This is a genomic window from Clostridium lacusfryxellense (genome assembly GCF_018861735.1).
GTDB classification, from domain to species: domain Bacteria; phylum Bacillota; class Clostridia; order Clostridiales; family Clostridiaceae; genus Clostridium_AD; species Clostridium_AD lacusfryxellense.
This window is the reverse complement of the sequence record NZ_JAHLEB010000015.1, coordinates 13,937-27,699: the sequence shown is the minus strand read 5'-3', so window position 1 is coordinate 27,699 and position 13,763 is coordinate 13,937. Positions and strand designations below refer to the sequence as shown.

22 protein-coding genes are annotated in these 13,763 nt (G+C 32.5%); 3 read left to right on the top strand and 19 right to left on the bottom strand.

Annotated features, from left to right (window positions below; genetic code table 11):
* Nucleotides 1-30: 30 nt before the first annotated feature.
* The 19 genes from KPL55_RS10590 to KPL55_RS10505 all read right to left on the bottom strand — a co-directional run bounded on the left by KPL55_RS10590 (nucleotide 31) and on the right by KPL55_RS10505 (nucleotide 10,394).
* Nucleotides 31-471 (bottom strand): single-stranded DNA-binding protein, encoded by a 441-nt coding sequence (locus KPL55_RS10590; protein ID WP_216306685.1) that lies wholly within the window; start codon nucleotides 469-471, stop codon nucleotides 31-33.
* Nucleotides 468-653 carry a hypothetical protein gene (locus KPL55_RS10585; RefSeq protein WP_216306684.1) on the bottom strand — a complete coding sequence of 62 codons (186 nt, stop codon included), beginning with the start codon at nucleotides 651-653 and terminating at the stop codon, nucleotides 468-470. The genes KPL55_RS10590 and KPL55_RS10585 overlap by 4 nt, the downstream gene beginning before the upstream one ends.
* Nucleotides 653-1,624: a DUF3102 domain-containing protein gene (locus tag KPL55_RS10580; RefSeq protein WP_216306683.1), complete on the bottom strand. Its 972-nt coding sequence runs from the start codon at nucleotides 1,622-1,624 to the stop codon at nucleotides 653-655. Before KPL55_RS10580 ends, KPL55_RS10585 begins: the two co-directional genes overlap by 1 nt.
* 19 nt (nucleotides 1,625-1,643) lie before the next feature.
* Nucleotides 1,644-3,200, bottom strand: a complete 1,557-nt coding sequence (locus KPL55_RS10575; RefSeq protein WP_216306682.1) for a PcfJ domain-containing protein — start codon at nucleotides 3,198-3,200, stop codon at nucleotides 1,644-1,646.
* An 11-nt stretch (nucleotides 3,201-3,211) separates the two neighbouring features.
* A complete protein-coding gene (locus tag KPL55_RS10570; protein ID WP_216306681.1) occupies nucleotides 3,212-3,589 on the bottom strand; it encodes a PcfK-like family protein in 378 nt (125 codons plus the stop codon).
* Nucleotides 3,583-4,137, bottom strand: a complete 555-nt coding sequence (locus KPL55_RS10565; protein WP_216306680.1) for a hypothetical protein — start codon at nucleotides 4,135-4,137, stop codon at nucleotides 3,583-3,585. The genes KPL55_RS10570 and KPL55_RS10565 overlap by 7 nt, the downstream gene beginning before the upstream one ends.
* Before the next feature lie 22 nt (nucleotides 4,138-4,159).
* A complete protein-coding gene (locus tag KPL55_RS10560) occupies nucleotides 4,160-4,972 on the bottom strand; it encodes a PD-(D/E)XK nuclease-like domain-containing protein (RefSeq protein ID WP_246599395.1) in 813 nt (270 codons plus the stop codon).
* The gene (locus KPL55_RS10555; RefSeq protein WP_216306678.1) at nucleotides 4,959-5,249 is read right to left on the bottom strand and encodes a hypothetical protein; all 291 of its coding nucleotides are present in this window, start codon (nucleotides 5,247-5,249) and stop codon (nucleotides 4,959-4,961) included. Before KPL55_RS10555 ends, KPL55_RS10560 begins: the two co-directional genes overlap by 14 nt.
* Nucleotides 5,239-6,045 carry a RecT family recombinase gene (locus tag KPL55_RS10550; protein WP_216306677.1) on the bottom strand — a complete coding sequence of 269 codons (807 nt, stop codon included), beginning with the start codon at nucleotides 6,043-6,045 and terminating at the stop codon, nucleotides 5,239-5,241. Before KPL55_RS10550 ends, KPL55_RS10555 begins: the two co-directional genes overlap by 11 nt.
* Nucleotides 6,046-6,192: a hypothetical protein gene (locus KPL55_RS10545; RefSeq protein WP_216306676.1), complete on the bottom strand. Its 147-nt coding sequence runs from the start codon at nucleotides 6,190-6,192 to the stop codon at nucleotides 6,046-6,048.
* Nucleotides 6,193-7,878 (bottom strand): AAA family ATPase, encoded by a 1,686-nt coding sequence (locus KPL55_RS10540; protein WP_216306675.1) that lies wholly within the window; start codon nucleotides 7,876-7,878, stop codon nucleotides 6,193-6,195.
* A gap of 16 nt (nucleotides 7,879-7,894) precedes the next feature.
* A complete protein-coding gene (locus KPL55_RS10535; protein WP_216306674.1) occupies nucleotides 7,895-8,233 on the bottom strand; it encodes a helix-turn-helix domain-containing protein in 339 nt (112 codons plus the stop codon).
* A 50-nt stretch (nucleotides 8,234-8,283) separates the two neighbouring features.
* Nucleotides 8,284-8,547 (bottom strand): aspartyl-phosphate phosphatase Spo0E family protein, encoded by a 264-nt coding sequence (locus tag KPL55_RS10530; protein ID WP_216306673.1) that lies wholly within the window; start codon nucleotides 8,545-8,547, stop codon nucleotides 8,284-8,286.
* A 93-nt stretch (nucleotides 8,548-8,640) separates the two neighbouring features.
* Nucleotides 8,641-8,820 carry a hypothetical protein gene (locus KPL55_RS10525; RefSeq protein WP_216306672.1) on the bottom strand — a complete coding sequence of 60 codons (180 nt, stop codon included), beginning with the start codon at nucleotides 8,818-8,820 and terminating at the stop codon, nucleotides 8,641-8,643.
* On the bottom strand, nucleotides 8,804-8,965 hold the full coding sequence (locus tag KPL55_RS10520; protein WP_216306671.1) for a flavodoxin: 162 nt from the start codon (nucleotides 8,963-8,965) through the stop codon (nucleotides 8,804-8,806). Before KPL55_RS10520 ends, KPL55_RS10525 begins: the two co-directional genes overlap by 17 nt.
* Before the next feature lie 20 nt (nucleotides 8,966-8,985).
* Nucleotides 8,986-9,111 carry a hypothetical protein gene (locus tag KPL55_RS26345; RefSeq protein WP_281418835.1) on the bottom strand — a complete coding sequence of 42 codons (126 nt, stop codon included), beginning with the start codon at nucleotides 9,109-9,111 and terminating at the stop codon, nucleotides 8,986-8,988.
* Between the two features lie 21 nt (nucleotides 9,112-9,132).
* Nucleotides 9,133-9,711, bottom strand: coding sequence for a spore protease YyaC (yyaC, locus tag KPL55_RS10515; protein ID WP_312887268.1), 579 nt, complete (start codon nucleotides 9,709-9,711; stop codon nucleotides 9,133-9,135).
* Between the two features lie 178 nt (nucleotides 9,712-9,889).
* Nucleotides 9,890-10,060, bottom strand: coding sequence for a hypothetical protein (locus KPL55_RS10510; protein WP_216306670.1), 171 nt, complete (start codon nucleotides 10,058-10,060; stop codon nucleotides 9,890-9,892).
* 112 nt (nucleotides 10,061-10,172) lie between these two features.
* Entirely contained in the window at nucleotides 10,173-10,394 is a 222-nt protein-coding gene (locus KPL55_RS10505) for a helix-turn-helix transcriptional regulator (protein ID WP_216306669.1), read from the bottom strand.
* Nucleotides 10,395-10,649: 255 nt separating this feature from the next.
* Here KPL55_RS10505 and KPL55_RS10500 point away from each other — a divergent pair, with 255 nt between their 5' ends.
* Genes KPL55_RS10500 through KPL55_RS10490 form a run of 3 tightly spaced genes read left to right on the top strand, consistent with a single transcriptional unit; the run spans nucleotide 10,650 to nucleotide 13,526 of the window.
* Entirely contained in the window at nucleotides 10,650-11,048 is a 399-nt protein-coding gene (locus KPL55_RS10500) for a helix-turn-helix domain-containing protein (protein WP_216306668.1), read from the top strand.
* Nucleotides 11,049-11,065: 17 nt separating this feature from the next.
* A complete protein-coding gene (locus KPL55_RS26745; RefSeq protein WP_376770437.1) occupies nucleotides 11,066-12,877 on the top strand; it encodes a recombinase family protein in 1,812 nt (603 codons plus the stop codon).
* Nucleotides 12,765-13,526, top strand: a complete 762-nt coding sequence (locus tag KPL55_RS10490; protein WP_376770438.1) for an ABC transporter substrate-binding protein — start codon at nucleotides 12,765-12,767, stop codon at nucleotides 13,524-13,526. The genes KPL55_RS26745 and KPL55_RS10490 overlap by 113 nt, the downstream gene beginning before the upstream one ends.
* Nucleotides 13,527-13,763: the final 237 nt, after the last annotated feature.

The following is a 13,763-nucleotide window of genomic DNA, read 5'->3' as shown; positions in this document are numbered from 1 at the left end:
TATCTCTCCTATCGCTTATTTGCATTATTTTTAAAAAGGAATATCGCCATCATCCACTGGAGTTATATCGCTATCACTACCGAAATCATTAGAACCAGTGTTAGATGCATTATTATTATTTCCACCTTGATTATTACTTGTACCTGAAGCTTTATCGCCCCATTCAAGGAAGTCAACCTCATCAGCTATAACCTCAGTAACATATCTCCTAGTACCATCTTTAGCCTCATAATTTCTAGTTTGAATGTTTCCAGAAACGCTTAAAAGCTTGCCTTTTTTCATGTAATTAGCGGTAGCTTCTGCCTGTTTACCAAATGTCACCACTGGTATAAAGTCCGCTTCGGGTTGTCCTTCTCTTTTAAATCTTCTATTAACAGCTACAGTGAAAGTGGCTACTGCGGTACCTGTTCCTTGAGCAAACTTTAATTCAGGATCTTTAGTTAATCGACCAACTAAAACAACTTTATTCATACTTTTTTGTCCTCCAATATCGTATTTGTTACAAATTGTTCAAGTATATGTGCTACTTGACCTTTGCTCAGAGTGTCATAAAAATCAGTTCTTTCTTTTTTATCAGCATCTAACAAATCTTTATGATAAGATTTATCGCCATTTTTAACTTTTATAAAGATACCTCTCATTGCTCCTTGCATTACAGCCTCTCAGCCATTTTATTTATTAGATTTGAAATACCGTTTTTACATTTCAAATACATCTCAGGATAATCTTTTTTTATTTCTTCCATTACCTCTAATTCATTCCTGAAAATATTCTGAAGTTCATCAAAATAAATTTTAAATTTAATAACCGGCTGAGTGGTATTTTGTCCGGTTTTGCTCCTAAGTTCCTCAAGTTCTTTTTGTATATCCTCAGGTACCTTCTCAATTATTATTGGCTCAGCTGTTATTACATCAATTGGTCTCTCTTTGAGTTGAACTTCAAGTTCATCAATTTTATGTGCCGAACTATCTAAGTCACCTTGTATTTCTAGTAGTTGTAAATTAAGCTTTACAACCTCTTCATCATTCCCAGATGATTTAGCCTCTCCGATAAATGTTTGTAGTTCTTCAATATCCTTTATGGCTTTATCCTTTTGATTTCTAAGTTCATCTTGCAAATTTTTTACATCTTCTGATTTTTCAATCGCGATTCGCTTTGCAGCTTCTGATGCTTTGATAGCTTTATTTCTTTCATCCTCACGTAGATTAACTAATTCACTAGCTTTTTTATTAAATTCTCTAGACTCTTTTAATTTTTCCTCTAAATCTTGATTTTCTTTTATAGCCTTTTGAAGTTCCCTCGTTGTCATTTCATCTACTGGATTATCTTTTACAAAGGTTTCTCTCTGCTCTTGGGGCAAATCCAATAGTGCGAATATCTTAGATTGTGTCAAATCTTCATACGTATGAAAGTTTGAAAACTCCTTTGCTACTCTCATGAATTTGCTTGCTGTGGTTTGTTTGAAATCAACCTTTTCTTCTAGCCATTTACCCCATTCTCCATGAGGTAATGATTCTTTAACTATTATCAATCGCTTACCTATTTCAATCATGCTTTGAGCTGTTTGTTGCTTCAATATAAGTATTTCGGTGGTCAATGTATCTATATTTTGAATTTCATTCATAATGTTTCCTCCTCATAATTTAAGCTGGAATAGTTATTCTTTTTTGAGCTATAGCCTTTTTCTTAGTTAATTTTTTATTTGTGAATGCTTTAATGAATTCTTGAACATCCACACTTGGAGAACGATTGTTTTTACCATGGACCTGGATAATTTTATCTTTCTTAATTTCTATAGTGTAATAGGGTTTGTTTAAGTCTAAATCTTTTCGTATGAAGAATATGTTGGTTTCTCCTTTTGCATATCTATCTGCATACCCACCTACACAGTGAGTAAGTGCTGCACCCTCTTTAATTAATTCCTCGGAACTTTCAGCCGGCCTTATTACTAATCCATTACACTTAAATAAATATTTTTTTAAAAGTTTAACTCTATTTTTTATTAGTGCATCAAGTTTTTCATCCTTTTGCATTTTAATTTGTTTAATAGTATTTTGATGCGCAATGAATAGGTTTTTGGGGAATACAGCCTGGTCTTTCGTAGTATCTATTCCAAGTTTTATACAATCTGATATATAGTCTCTAAATGTTCCAAGTACACCACCCTTGTTATAATAATGATGTCCTGTTTTATAAAGGTTATAGTCGTTAAATTGCTTTGAAAAGTAGTTTAAAAGTTTTTTCATTGAGCTGTATTTTAATGCATTTAACAATGAATCGTAATAATTTAGATAATCTTCTGCAATGCTAAGAGTTTCTTCTATCGATATTTTCCAATCATGTTTTCTTGCATCTTGAAACACTTTTAAAAATGTGAATGTAACATTAATTTTTTGAGCTTTTATTAGTTTCAAGTCTTGCTTATTTATCTTTAATATCTTAAATATAGTTTTACCTCTCCAGTTTATAGTTCTGTACGTAAGCCCTCCATTAAGCTTGTTTTGGACTAATCCTTTATAGCCCTCTTTTGTCAGATATTCAACGCAAGGGTATTTAGTATAGAACTCGAAAAACTTAGTCATATCGCCACTATAGTAACTATCCCATTGACTATATTTAAAAGGGGTATCTTTAACCGCTATTTCTATACTTTCCCTTGAGTAACCTACCCTAGCGCCTCTTTGCTCATATTGTCCTGATAGTGAACAGATACTGCTAGTTCGTTCAAACCCGTTACCATAGTACGAATGTTTTAACATTGTACTCTCACCTTTACTTGCATCAAATACATACATGGCCATTAAAAAATATTGAGTAATTATATTGTGATAACCATATCTATAGTCCCTTTGAGCTTGTATACCTCTTGCAGTTATAATATTTGGGTCCTTTACAGACTTTTGGTAGTAAACGAAATATACATTGTCAATCATATATTTCCTTCCCATTCCACTTGACCTCACCATTACTTTGCTTTTACATTTAGGACAAGTGGTTCCCTCATTATGCTTCAACCCACCCGTCTTAAATTCAGCTCCACAGTGAGTGCAAAACCCAAATTGCTGTTTTTTATCTTTATGTGTGAAAATATATCTACTATATTTAAAAGCTTTTTCAATTGCAAATTCTTCTATTTCCTTACTTATGTCTTTTTCAAAGTGAGAAGTTAATTCTTCATATCTGGAATTTTCTTTGTCCATATCTTCATCCCCTAAAAACCAAGGTCAACATTAAAATCAATGCTTACCTTTTCATTTTGTACTATAGGAGCTACTGGATCTTCTGTAACTTTAATAGGTAATGGATATTCACTAACCGGAGTGAATTTTATATCAAAGTACTTTAAGACTATTCCAAACCCTTCTTCATCCGTTAGCATTCCGCATCCATTTACTGCCTTGCTTTTTGCAACTTTCCTCATTTCTTCAATGCTGCCTTTTATTGTTTTGCCATCTTGAAGTACTTTTTCAGATGCTCCAACGTTTAGTTTTAATTGACTAACAAGAAAATCTCCAATGACTTTTATATTAGTGTCATTTTTATTCTTTTCAATCTCATCATTAATTTTTTTAATTGCTTTTTCTAACATGCTTTGCCACCTTCCTTTCCATAACACGTTTCCCAAACATCAACAGCTTCGCGGGCTTCTTCTACAATTTCTTTATTTATGAATTCTTCGAATGGGTAAGCCTTTACGCCATCGTTATCGAATGTGTAACGTCCATACTTCCCTAGCATAACCACAGGAATAAGTTTAGTAACTTCCAATATGTCTTCTTTTTCAGTTTCCATTACCTTAATAGTTTCAACAAGATTTATTACATCAGCTTTCCAAGGAATTCCTTGAGTCTCCGTGCCTTTAGTTTGTTTAATAATTGCCTTTGTTGGTAATATTTCATCCACTTTTATAATTTCATTAGCCGTTTCTGTGCTATTCTTAACATTTTCTTGCATCCCATCTTTTGCGGGTGCTACATAACCAGGCTTATTCATAAGCTCTTTTCTCCATATTGGATAATAAGTTTGAGCGGTTGTTTTAGTCACCCCTGCTTCTTTCATAGCTAAGAAAATAGCATGTTCTCTTATAGCGCCTTGATTATCGGTAAAAATTTGATAACATTGTTCTCTTTTAGTCATTTATACTCCAACCTCCTAACTATTAATAAATTCCCAACTCAAGTTCATATTCTGATAAACTAATTGGCTTAACAATCTTCTTAATACTTCTACAATAATCACATTTACCGCAGAAAATAGGTTCTATTAATTCATTTCTAACTGCTGTAATGTGTTCCAATCTGCCTTTAATTTCTTCCAATTTATCAGATATAAAATTCTTACCCATATAAATTACTTCATGGTCTGGGACGTCTTGTTTATCCACAACTATTAAGTATGGTTCCAAATAATCCACAAGGCCTGTGTTTTGTTTTAGTATTTCTGCATAAATTGCTATTTGAGCATAATAATCATACTTATTTATAAAACTTTCATGACCTCTAATTTCTTTATTCCAGTAAGATTCTTGTAAATTTTTAGTTGTTTTTATATCTGCAAAATATCCTTTATCTAAATTTAAAATATCTACTTGGATTTTAAAATCTACACCTGCTATAGCACCAGTGAATATTTGTTCCTTTACACCTGCCCTGATTTCTTCTACTAGTGGGTCATTTCTAAGAACGTCAATCATTTTGTCACCTAGCGCATATTTTGCTAACATTGAGCCATCTTTTTTAAACAATTCGGGATGATCTGCTATAAACTCTTTCAAGTCGTTTGAGCTCCAGGCATGTACATAACTACCTAATAGGAAAGCTGGATTCTCTTTTTCTATCCATATACCATTTTTTTTAGCTACTTCCTTGGCCTCACAACCTCCATGCATAATGTCCCAAGCCTTGAAACTTGAAGACCCCATGTAGAGTGCCTCAGCCTCTTTACTGAAATAATTTTCTCTAGTTAACTCCATCAATTTCACCCTCATTTTGTGGCATATTATAAACGAAAACGGCGCCAACACCAATACTTATCTCTCTTGTATATGAAACTATCTTTAATTTCTCAAGAACTATGATTCTATTTTGAATTGATTCTAATACTTTAGCTGCTACTTCATTACTTTTATAAACTCCAAGTTGTACTCCACTATGTTGTTCATCACTTGTAATTGCATAAATGGAGGTACGGTCTAGTTGAATTCTATTCGCATCAATCAATTCAGTTTTATCTTGACTTTTAATCCACATTATTATCACCCTCACTTGGGAAATCTTCGTAATCTGTTTCAATTATTTCAGGCTCTGTTTCAGCGTTAAATGTACTTGGTACATCTTCTTTAACCTTATCTTCCTTAAAATTTACATCTCCGCTTTCCTCAAAAGCTTTTGCCTGCTCAATAGATGAGAAATCTTTTTCTATTTTTTTAACCAATCTTCTCAATACTGTTTTTTTATACATTTCTCCAGGAGTTTGGACCCAAGCTTTTGAATATTCGCCTGTCTTATAAGATTTTTGAGAAAAGTTCACCTTTATATTTTCAATTTCCTCAGTGCTCATTGTTTCATATTCCATTCCACCATCTTGATAGAGAACTACAGCAAATGCTCCAATCATCTTATTGTTGTTAAAACTTGTAGGTTTGAAATTAATACTCTGCTGCCCTCTTATTATTTCTTCTTCAAATAGATCACCATCTTTAACTACTTTTGCGTATATATCTTTTATAACTCTTATACTGTGTTTCTTAGCCAGTTTAGTTTCACCCTTATAATCTGTTCGGAACTGTAATTCTCCTTTAACTGGGATTGCATAACATTCTTTTTGGAAGAAATCCAACCCTAGGAATGCAGCTTTAAGTAATGTCCTAGCGATGCTCATAGGCTGGCAAGTTTCAATATTGTAAGTATCTTGCATTACCGTCATACAATTTTGGAGAAACCTAGTTTGATTAAAATCATCAGGCATAGCATCCATTTTGCTTTTCAACAATTTATTTAATTCATTAGCAGTACTTTGCAGTACTAAACTTTTTTTATCTGCCATTTATATTTCCTCGCTTTCACTTTTGTTTTCTTTTTTTATTTCTTTTTTATCAAATCTTCCACATTGGTTACAATGAACACAAATTTCTCCGTAGCTTTCCATAACATTTTTACAATTATCTAATGCTCCATATTCTACAAATATCATTTATATTCCCTCGCTTTCATCTTCAGATTTAACATCTAATGAAAATTCTTTTTCCTTAACAATAGTCACAAATGCCTGAATATCGTTAGTCTCACAGATATCTAATACTTTCTTTTGCTCGGATTCGTTCAATCTTTCAAATCCATCAAGGCACATTATTTTAAGTTCTCCCATACGTTGTAACGATATATTAAATGCTACTTCTAACTTCTCTCCATCACTCAAACCATCTAACAAAGTACCATAAATCCTAATCATTCCTTTTTCATCTACACCAATACCATTAATGGGAAGTTTATGAGTTTTTAAAAGGTCCGTAGGCTTATCCCTAGCAGTCTTAATCTGTTTAGTTAATAATGTACTAGAGAGTTTCTTCTCTGCTAACTGGCCATTAATGATGCTCTGTAGCCTATCCCATTCCCTAAGATAACCCTTCATTCTTTCTACGTTATCAGCCTCGACTTGTAATGGAGCAATATCAATCTCTGTATTATTCTCAAGGTACTTTTTAGCCTTACTGATTTTTTCTTTTGCTGCATCAATTTTCTGTGTGGAGTCTTTTTCTATTGAAGAGAACTCTAATTCTTTCTTTTCATCCAGTCCCAACAATTCAGATTCTTTGACCGATACTTTTTGGTTTTGAAGTTGAATCAAGTCCTTTTGTTCTTCCTTCATTCGTACTGCATTGGACCTCATTTGTTCATTCCTAGTCTCTAATACCAGTTTTAACTCTTGTTTTTTTGCTTCAAACTGCTTCTCAATGTCAAATAATTCTTTATCATACTTAATAGAGCTGCCACTTAAATTGTTTTCTAGGTCTAAAGTAGATTTGTCTAATTCAGCGTTGGCGTTTTTAATTTTATTTTTACTCAAATCAACAATATCTTTAATGTCGGATTCCATTTCTCTATATTTCAAAGTAACTTTCGATTTTTGATTGTCTGAATCCGAATTAATAGCAGAAACTTTATCATCAAAACCCTTTTGCAATTCGTTTGCTTTATCTATCCAATTATTAACTTCCTGCGCTTTAGTTATTTTTGCGTAATACTCCTGGATGTTTTTGTCCTTCCATTCATCACCTACATAATTCGGTGGCAATTCTTTTGCTATTACATTACATTGGATTTCTAACACTTGAATTTGTCTATTGATTTCCGTACGTTCGGCAAATGATTTAGTTTCTATATCTTTAAGAATCTGTAATATGTGTTTATCATAATTAATTCCTAGAACTTCACTTCCAAACCATGAGGTTATGTCTTCCATAGTCCAGTTAACTTGGATCATGTTTAAAATGATTTCGGTTTGAGCTTTTATATCCATGGTTACAAAGTCTAAAGGTCTAAATATATCGCCACTAATTAATTTTCTTAATTCTTTTTCCGTAGAATTTATAGCCTTACCTTCTTGCCTAAGCTTCATATAATCAGCCTTACCACTTCTAATTTTTCTATCTATTTCTAACCCGTTGTCACATTCAATGTATAATGTTGCTTCTTCTTTACCATGGCTTACAACCTCAGTTCTTCTTCTTGTATTACTAAAAGCAGTTTCTATAGCTTCAAGTACACTTGTCTTTCCACTACCTTTAACACCCTCTAAAATGTTTATTCCCTTGCTTGGATTCCAAGTCAACTCGTCAACACCTACGAAATTATTGATTTTTAATGCTTTAATTTTCATATATTTACACACTCCCTTATTTATCTTCTTTTAAAACTTCAACAATAATTTTTATAGAATCATCAATGTATTCGTCGCCTGAGTTAGGTCCTTCAATAGACCTCAGATTCTGTAATATTTCTTTTAAGGCTTGTTTATAAACATCTACTCCCAGTGCAAATGACAATTTCAAAAGTACTTCTAGACTGGGATTTAGCTTAACCCCTTTTTCTAATTGTTGTATATAAGCCCCTGAAACTCCGACACGTTTACCTAATTCAGATTGCGTTGCTTTCATTTTTTCCCTTGCGTTTTTAATTCTTTCACTTAACACAAATGACTTTTTAAATTGTGCTTGTCTATATTCTTTTTCCACCTATACAACCTCACTTCCATTTGATATAATAGTCGTAATGATTTTTCATCTTAGGTTGCTTTGCAGAGCAGCCTTTTCCTTTGTTCTTTTACCACTTCTTTATCCAGTTTCTGAGACAACTTAACTACTTCTGGATTAGTCAGATTGAAATTATTTTTTATTATCAACTTGTCCAACTCGCGTTTTAACTTTTTCATTTTTTTCACTTCTTTTATAGCTTCTTTTACAGGAACACCTTCAAAATAGAGTTTCACAATTTCCACTATATGTTCATTAACAATATTAGTATTGGTAGAACTAACGCTCCTTTCCATGCTTTTTCACCTCTTTTCAGGTCTCTTATTAAATATATTAATAGGATTATTACGCTATAAACTATAAAAACTAATTTACTAGCTGGCGTCATACTAATTCACTCCTCTCACTATTTCTTTTGCCATTTTATTTGCCATTACTCTAAATCCGCATCTTCCGCAAATATAATTTTTATTTTTATAATCTTGTTTTACTTTTCTAGCATCTTTCAAACATGATCTTCTTAATACGAGTAGTCCCTTGCACTGTCTACACTTAATTTTGATTATCATTTTTCCTCCCAATAATTTGCCTGTTATATTTAGTTAAGAGAAGTAGTTCTCTCTCTATTTCCGCAACACGCTTTAATATCAGTTTCTTTTCATTTTGTAAAAGGATTATGTCGTGCTCATGAAGTTTGATGCTCTCCTTATCCACAGCCTGTCCTCCTTTTGTGCTTATTCTGTGCTGGTGCTTTTAAATTCAATTACCATTTTGTCCATAATTTCATTTGCTTCTTTTCTACTGATCATTAGTACAATACTTAATTTTCTTTTAGCTTTTTCTCTGGCTAACATATCCACGTTAATCCCTCCTTTAATGACTTATGCTATGATTTCTTCTAAACTTTCAGTAAAATTTACATATGGAATAACTTCCGAAATTATATTTGTTATTCCTTTTGCTAATTCGATAACTGTATATAACCTTGTATATTGCAATGTCGAAAATCCACCATTACTCAAGTTAACAGTTCCTAGTATTGAGATATCTCCTACCGATGGAAGTCCTTTATCAAGTGCTGCTCCAGGGTGTACAGATTCGTTGTTAATGCTTATACAATTTAAAGAATCCAATCTTCCTAAACAGGCATCTACTGCAATTATCAGAGAGTCATCAGGTATAGACTCCAATCTTTCAATAAGATTTTTTGCATGTAGCGGATTTTCAAGATTGCCAATTATGCTTACATTTTCCCATTTCTTTTGTTCAAGGATTTCGCCTACGATTGGACCAAGACTATCACCAGTTACTCTATCAGTTCCTATACAAGCTATTGTTATAGAATTAAATTCTCTAATAGAAAGTTTTTCAGTAATCAAACCATTTAAATAGGTAACCAATTTGTGTTTAATCCCAATATCATTTTTTATATCGTTAATATGATGCTTCGTTTTAATCACCCACTTTATTTTATTTTGGTAAGCATTGCGCTTATTTAGAAATGTTGGAATATTGCGATTGGTATTGCATATAATATTGTAGGAAGTGTTTAGTTTTTTAGATGTTATACAAATTTTTATTAGGCATTTCTGCCTATATTTCTCATTAGATAATTGTTTGTTAAAATCTTTGTGTGTCCTAATTTGCGATACTTAACAAATTTTCTCTTAGTTTTATCATTACTTGATCCAGTTCTGAATGCGAAAGCATCCTTATTAAGGATCTAGCAACAACCTCTGCTTGTCGTTCTTTTAAAAGTTGCATGCCTTCTTTAGTTTGCGGGTAATTTACAACTACTTTAATTGCCATCGCATCCTCCTCTATATTATTAATTAGGATATGCTTACTTTATTTTTTTGTTACTTTCATAACCTTAATAAATATGAGCACTTCTTTTCCATCAATAATTTTTTTAACAAATTTAATCAATTTTCAGTTCCTCCTTTAACTGTGGGAATATTTCTTCTAAGCTGGTTTGCAAAGCTCTTGCTATGCTTATAGCGGTATCTAGCTTTGGTACCTGTTTCCCTGATTTGATTTCATAAAAACTTGTTCTACCTATTCCGGAGCTTTCAATTATTTCCGTTACTGTTTTGCCTTTTGTTTTTGCTAAATTCAAGTATTTTTCTATATTGTTCTTCACCCTTTACCTCCCCTTTCGTTCGGTCAACTGAACTTGTCCTAACTATACGTCTTCTAACCGTCATTGTAAAATTAGCCTGTTCGGTTGAGCGACGGTTAAGGGAATCTATACCCCCTATATCTTTTATTATCTAACTATTCCAACGATTTACTGTTTACTTTAGCGAATACAAATGATATGATTCGTATTGTATACCGAATAAAACAATATAAAATATAAAACTATTTACACTTAAAGTGTAGGAGGAATTTAAAGATGACCATAACTGGTGATAATATAAAAAAGTTGAGAGACAGAGCAGGTATGACAATTACTGATTTAAGTAATGCCACAAGAGTTGGAATGAATACCAAAAAAGTTGGAAGAAGTACTATAAGTGAGTTAGAGTCTGGCAAGGCTCTAAATCCAAAGAGTAATACTATCACTGCAATAGCAAAAGCACTTGGTGTTAGTATTGGAACGTTAACTGAGATGGAAGTTGAACATGAATATGTAATAACTGATATAGAGGAGGCCATGAATATTATCTTAAGCCAAGAGAACTTAATGCTGCATGGGCAACCTTTAAATGAAGAAGCAAAAGTCCAGCTTTCAAACAATATAAAAATGGCATTGCAATTCGCATCTGACTCACAAAAGAGAAGTAATAAATAAATTCAAGGAGTGATATCGTGATAGCAGCTATATATTCACGTAAATCAAAGTTCTCTGAAAAAGGAGAAAGTGTAGAAAATCAAGTAAATATGTGTCAGTCCTATGCAAGTACTCTAGGGATTGAAAAATTTATTGTATATGAAGATGAAGGATTCTCCGGGGGAAACGTTGAAAGACCTCAATATCAAAAAATGATGAAAGAGGCTAAAAGTAAGAAGTTCGATTATTTAATATGTTATCGACTAGATAGGATAAGCCGTAATGTATCAGACTTTACACAGACGATTGAGGAATTAAAAAAATATAAAATAGAATTTATTAGCATTAAAGAACAATTTGATACAAGCTCACCTATGGGAAGAGCAATGATGAACATATCTGCAGTATTTGCACAGCTTGAACGTGAAACTATAGCCGAACGTGTAAGAGATAACATGATGGAGCTTTCCAAAACAGGAAGGTGGTTAGGCGGCACAACCCCTCTAGGATTTAAATCCGAATCTGTAAAATATAGTGATAGTAATGGTAAAGATAAAAAAATGTATAAATTAGTTGAAGTACCTAAAGAAATGGAAACTGTTAAATTAATATACAGTCTATATCTTGAAAAAAAAGGATTTAGTGCTGTTGCGAATTACCTCTGTAAAAACTTTTATAGTGGTAAAAATGGTGGTGAATTCTCTAGACAAACAGTTCAACAAATAATAACTAACCCTGTTTATTGTGTTGCAGATGCTTTGGCATTCAAACACTTTAAGGAGCTGAATCCAACAGTATATGGCGAACCTGGTATAAATGGATTTATGGTTTATAACAAACGCGAGGGTGGTAAAAAGGATCAACCAATAGATAAGTGGATATTCTCCGTAGGTGAGCATATTGGAATTATAGACTCTAAAGATTGGATAGAATGTAAAAAAATTAATGATTTTAATAAGTTAAAAACTTCTCCCAGAACTGGTACTGGTAATAAATTTTTATTAGCTAGTATGGTAACTTGCGGTTATTGTGGATCTGGAATGGCATCATGGAGTCATAACAATAAAAAATCAGGTAAATTGGAGAGATATTATAGATGTAACTTGAAAAATAGAGCTTCTAACAGATGTGATAATAAAATGCTTAATGCTTATGCAGCTGAGGACCTAGTCATTGATACGATTAAGAATACAGACATAGGATTATTAATTAAAAATGTTGAATTACATGAAAAAGAAGATGAGAATACAAATATTGCAATGAAAGAAGTTGAAAGGATTTCAATAGAGATTGAGCGTAATAAGAAAATCATGCAAGGTTTGATTAGAAAATCAGCGCTTATGGATGATGATCCTGATATAATCGAGATGTTTAAAGAAGAAATTGATAAAATCAAAAATGAAAACATTGAATTAGAAAACAATATAAAATCAATTCAAATAGATGCTAAGCAACTAGAGCGAATCAATGAACGTAAATTTACCATTGATGAAATAGTTGCAAGCCTAAAACATTTTAAAACTTACATTGACTATGTGGATGACTTCGAAGCTAAACGAGAATTAATACTAAGCGTCGTTGAAAGTATAGTATGGTATGGTAAAACTGAAATTCTTGAAATTAATTTAATCGGCTCAGGTAAGGTATTACCCCGTGGAACTGTATTAGCCCGTAACTTGTGTTATGGAAGTAATAGCAGACAAAACCATGCAACAAGTTTTAAGCAAAGCTTCCGATATTGGTTTTGCTGGTCCAGAACAAGTTATTTACATTTACAATCAAAAGCGCGAAGACTACCCAGTTCTTTTTGCGCAACTAACACAAAAAGATGGATCTTTTTTAGTATCTAGAAAAGCTGAAACAAACTTTAAATGGGAGTCCTTAAAAGGCAAAACTATAATAGGTGCAAGGCCTGGCGGAGTACCTGAAATGGCTCTTGAATATGTATTGAAAAATCACGGTCTTAAACCAGGTGTTGATGTAAATCTTATTACAAACATCGCTTTCACAGCAACATCAGGTGCTTTCAAAGGTGGTACCGGTGATTATGTTGCTTTATTTGAGCCCACTGCTAGTACATTAAAAAAAGACAATTCCGGATATAATGTAGCTTCAGTTGGCGCATCCGCTGGAACAATACCTTATACATGTTTTTTCGCTACAAAATCTTATATAGCAAAAAATCCAACAGTAATACAAAAATTTACTAATGCAATATACAAAGGTCAAAAGTGGGTTAACGGTCATTCTGATAAAGAGGTTGTTGCATCTATAAAATCTTATTTCCCTGGCACAGATGAGGCTGTACTTATTTCATCTGTTAAAAGTTACAGAGATATAAATGCTTTTTCAACAACTCCAACATTAACTTCCGACAATTTAACAAAACTTATGGACATAATACAATCTTACAAAGCCTCATTAATTCCAGAAAGACCAGCCTTTGATAAGATTGTTAACACTACCTTTAGCACAAAGGCAGTTACAGATATAAAATAAATATATAGTATAAAATTTCTCCTACATCCCTTGCAACCAACTTAAAACAAGAATTCCTAAATGGAATTTCAGAAGTTTTGTCGTTTCTTATTGCAAGTCACTCTGGAGAAATTTTATACTTTTATACATTAATCCATTATGTGTTTATTATAGAAAGATAACAACAGCTAAAATAATACACATTATAATGAAGCTTAAAATAATTGTTTTCTTCACCTTTTATTCCCACCTACCATT

Excerpts from the sequence above, each read along its gene's own strand:
- KPL55_RS10540 (WP_216306675.1), bottom strand. The coding sequence starts at position 7,878 with ATGAAAATTAAAGCATTAAAAATCAATAATTTCGTAGGTGTTGACGAG.
- KPL55_RS10585 (WP_216306684.1), bottom strand. The coding sequence starts at position 653 with ATGCAAGGAGCAATGAGAGGTATCTTTATAAAAGTTAAAAATGGCGAT.
- KPL55_RS10500 (WP_216306668.1), top strand. The coding sequence starts at position 10,650 with ATGACCATAACTGGTGATAATATAAAAAAGTTGAGAGACAGAGCAGGT.
- KPL55_RS10550 (WP_216306677.1), bottom strand. The coding sequence starts at position 6,045 with ATGGCAGATAAAAAAAGTTTAGTACTGCAAAGTACTGCTAATGAATTA.
- KPL55_RS10565 (WP_216306680.1), bottom strand. The coding sequence starts at position 4,137 with ATGACTAAAAGAGAACAATGTTATCAAATTTTTACCGATAATCAAGGC.
- KPL55_RS10560 (WP_246599395.1), bottom strand. The coding sequence starts at position 4,972 with ATGGAGTTAACTAGAGAAAATTATTTCAGTAAAGAGGCTGAGGCACTC.
- KPL55_RS10545 (WP_216306676.1), bottom strand. The coding sequence starts at position 6,192 with ATGATATTTGTAGAATATGGAGCATTAGATAATTGTAAAAATGTTATG.
- KPL55_RS10575 (WP_216306682.1), bottom strand. The coding sequence starts at position 3,200 with ATGGACAAAGAAAATTCCAGATATGAAGAATTAACTTCTCACTTTGAA.
- KPL55_RS10555 (WP_216306678.1), bottom strand. The coding sequence starts at position 5,249 with ATGTGGATTAAAAGTCAAGATAAAACTGAATTGATTGATGCGAATAGA.
- KPL55_RS10525 (WP_216306672.1), bottom strand. The coding sequence starts at position 8,820 with ATGATAATCAAAATTAAGTGTAGACAGTGCAAGGGACTACTCGTATTA.
- KPL55_RS10580 (WP_216306683.1), bottom strand. The coding sequence starts at position 1,624 with ATGAATGAAATTCAAAATATAGATACATTGACCACCGAAATACTTATA.
- KPL55_RS10590 (WP_216306685.1), bottom strand. The coding sequence starts at position 471 with ATGAATAAAGTTGTTTTAGTTGGTCGATTAACTAAAGATCCTGAATTA.
- KPL55_RS10530 (WP_216306673.1), bottom strand. The coding sequence starts at position 8,547 with ATGGAAAGGAGCGTTAGTTCTACCAATACTAATATTGTTAATGAACAT.
- KPL55_RS10510 (WP_216306670.1), bottom strand. The coding sequence starts at position 10,060 with ATGGCAATTAAAGTAGTTGTAAATTACCCGCAAACTAAAGAAGGCATG.
- KPL55_RS10570 (WP_216306681.1), bottom strand. The coding sequence starts at position 3,589 with ATGTTAGAAAAAGCAATTAAAAAAATTAATGATGAGATTGAAAAGAAT.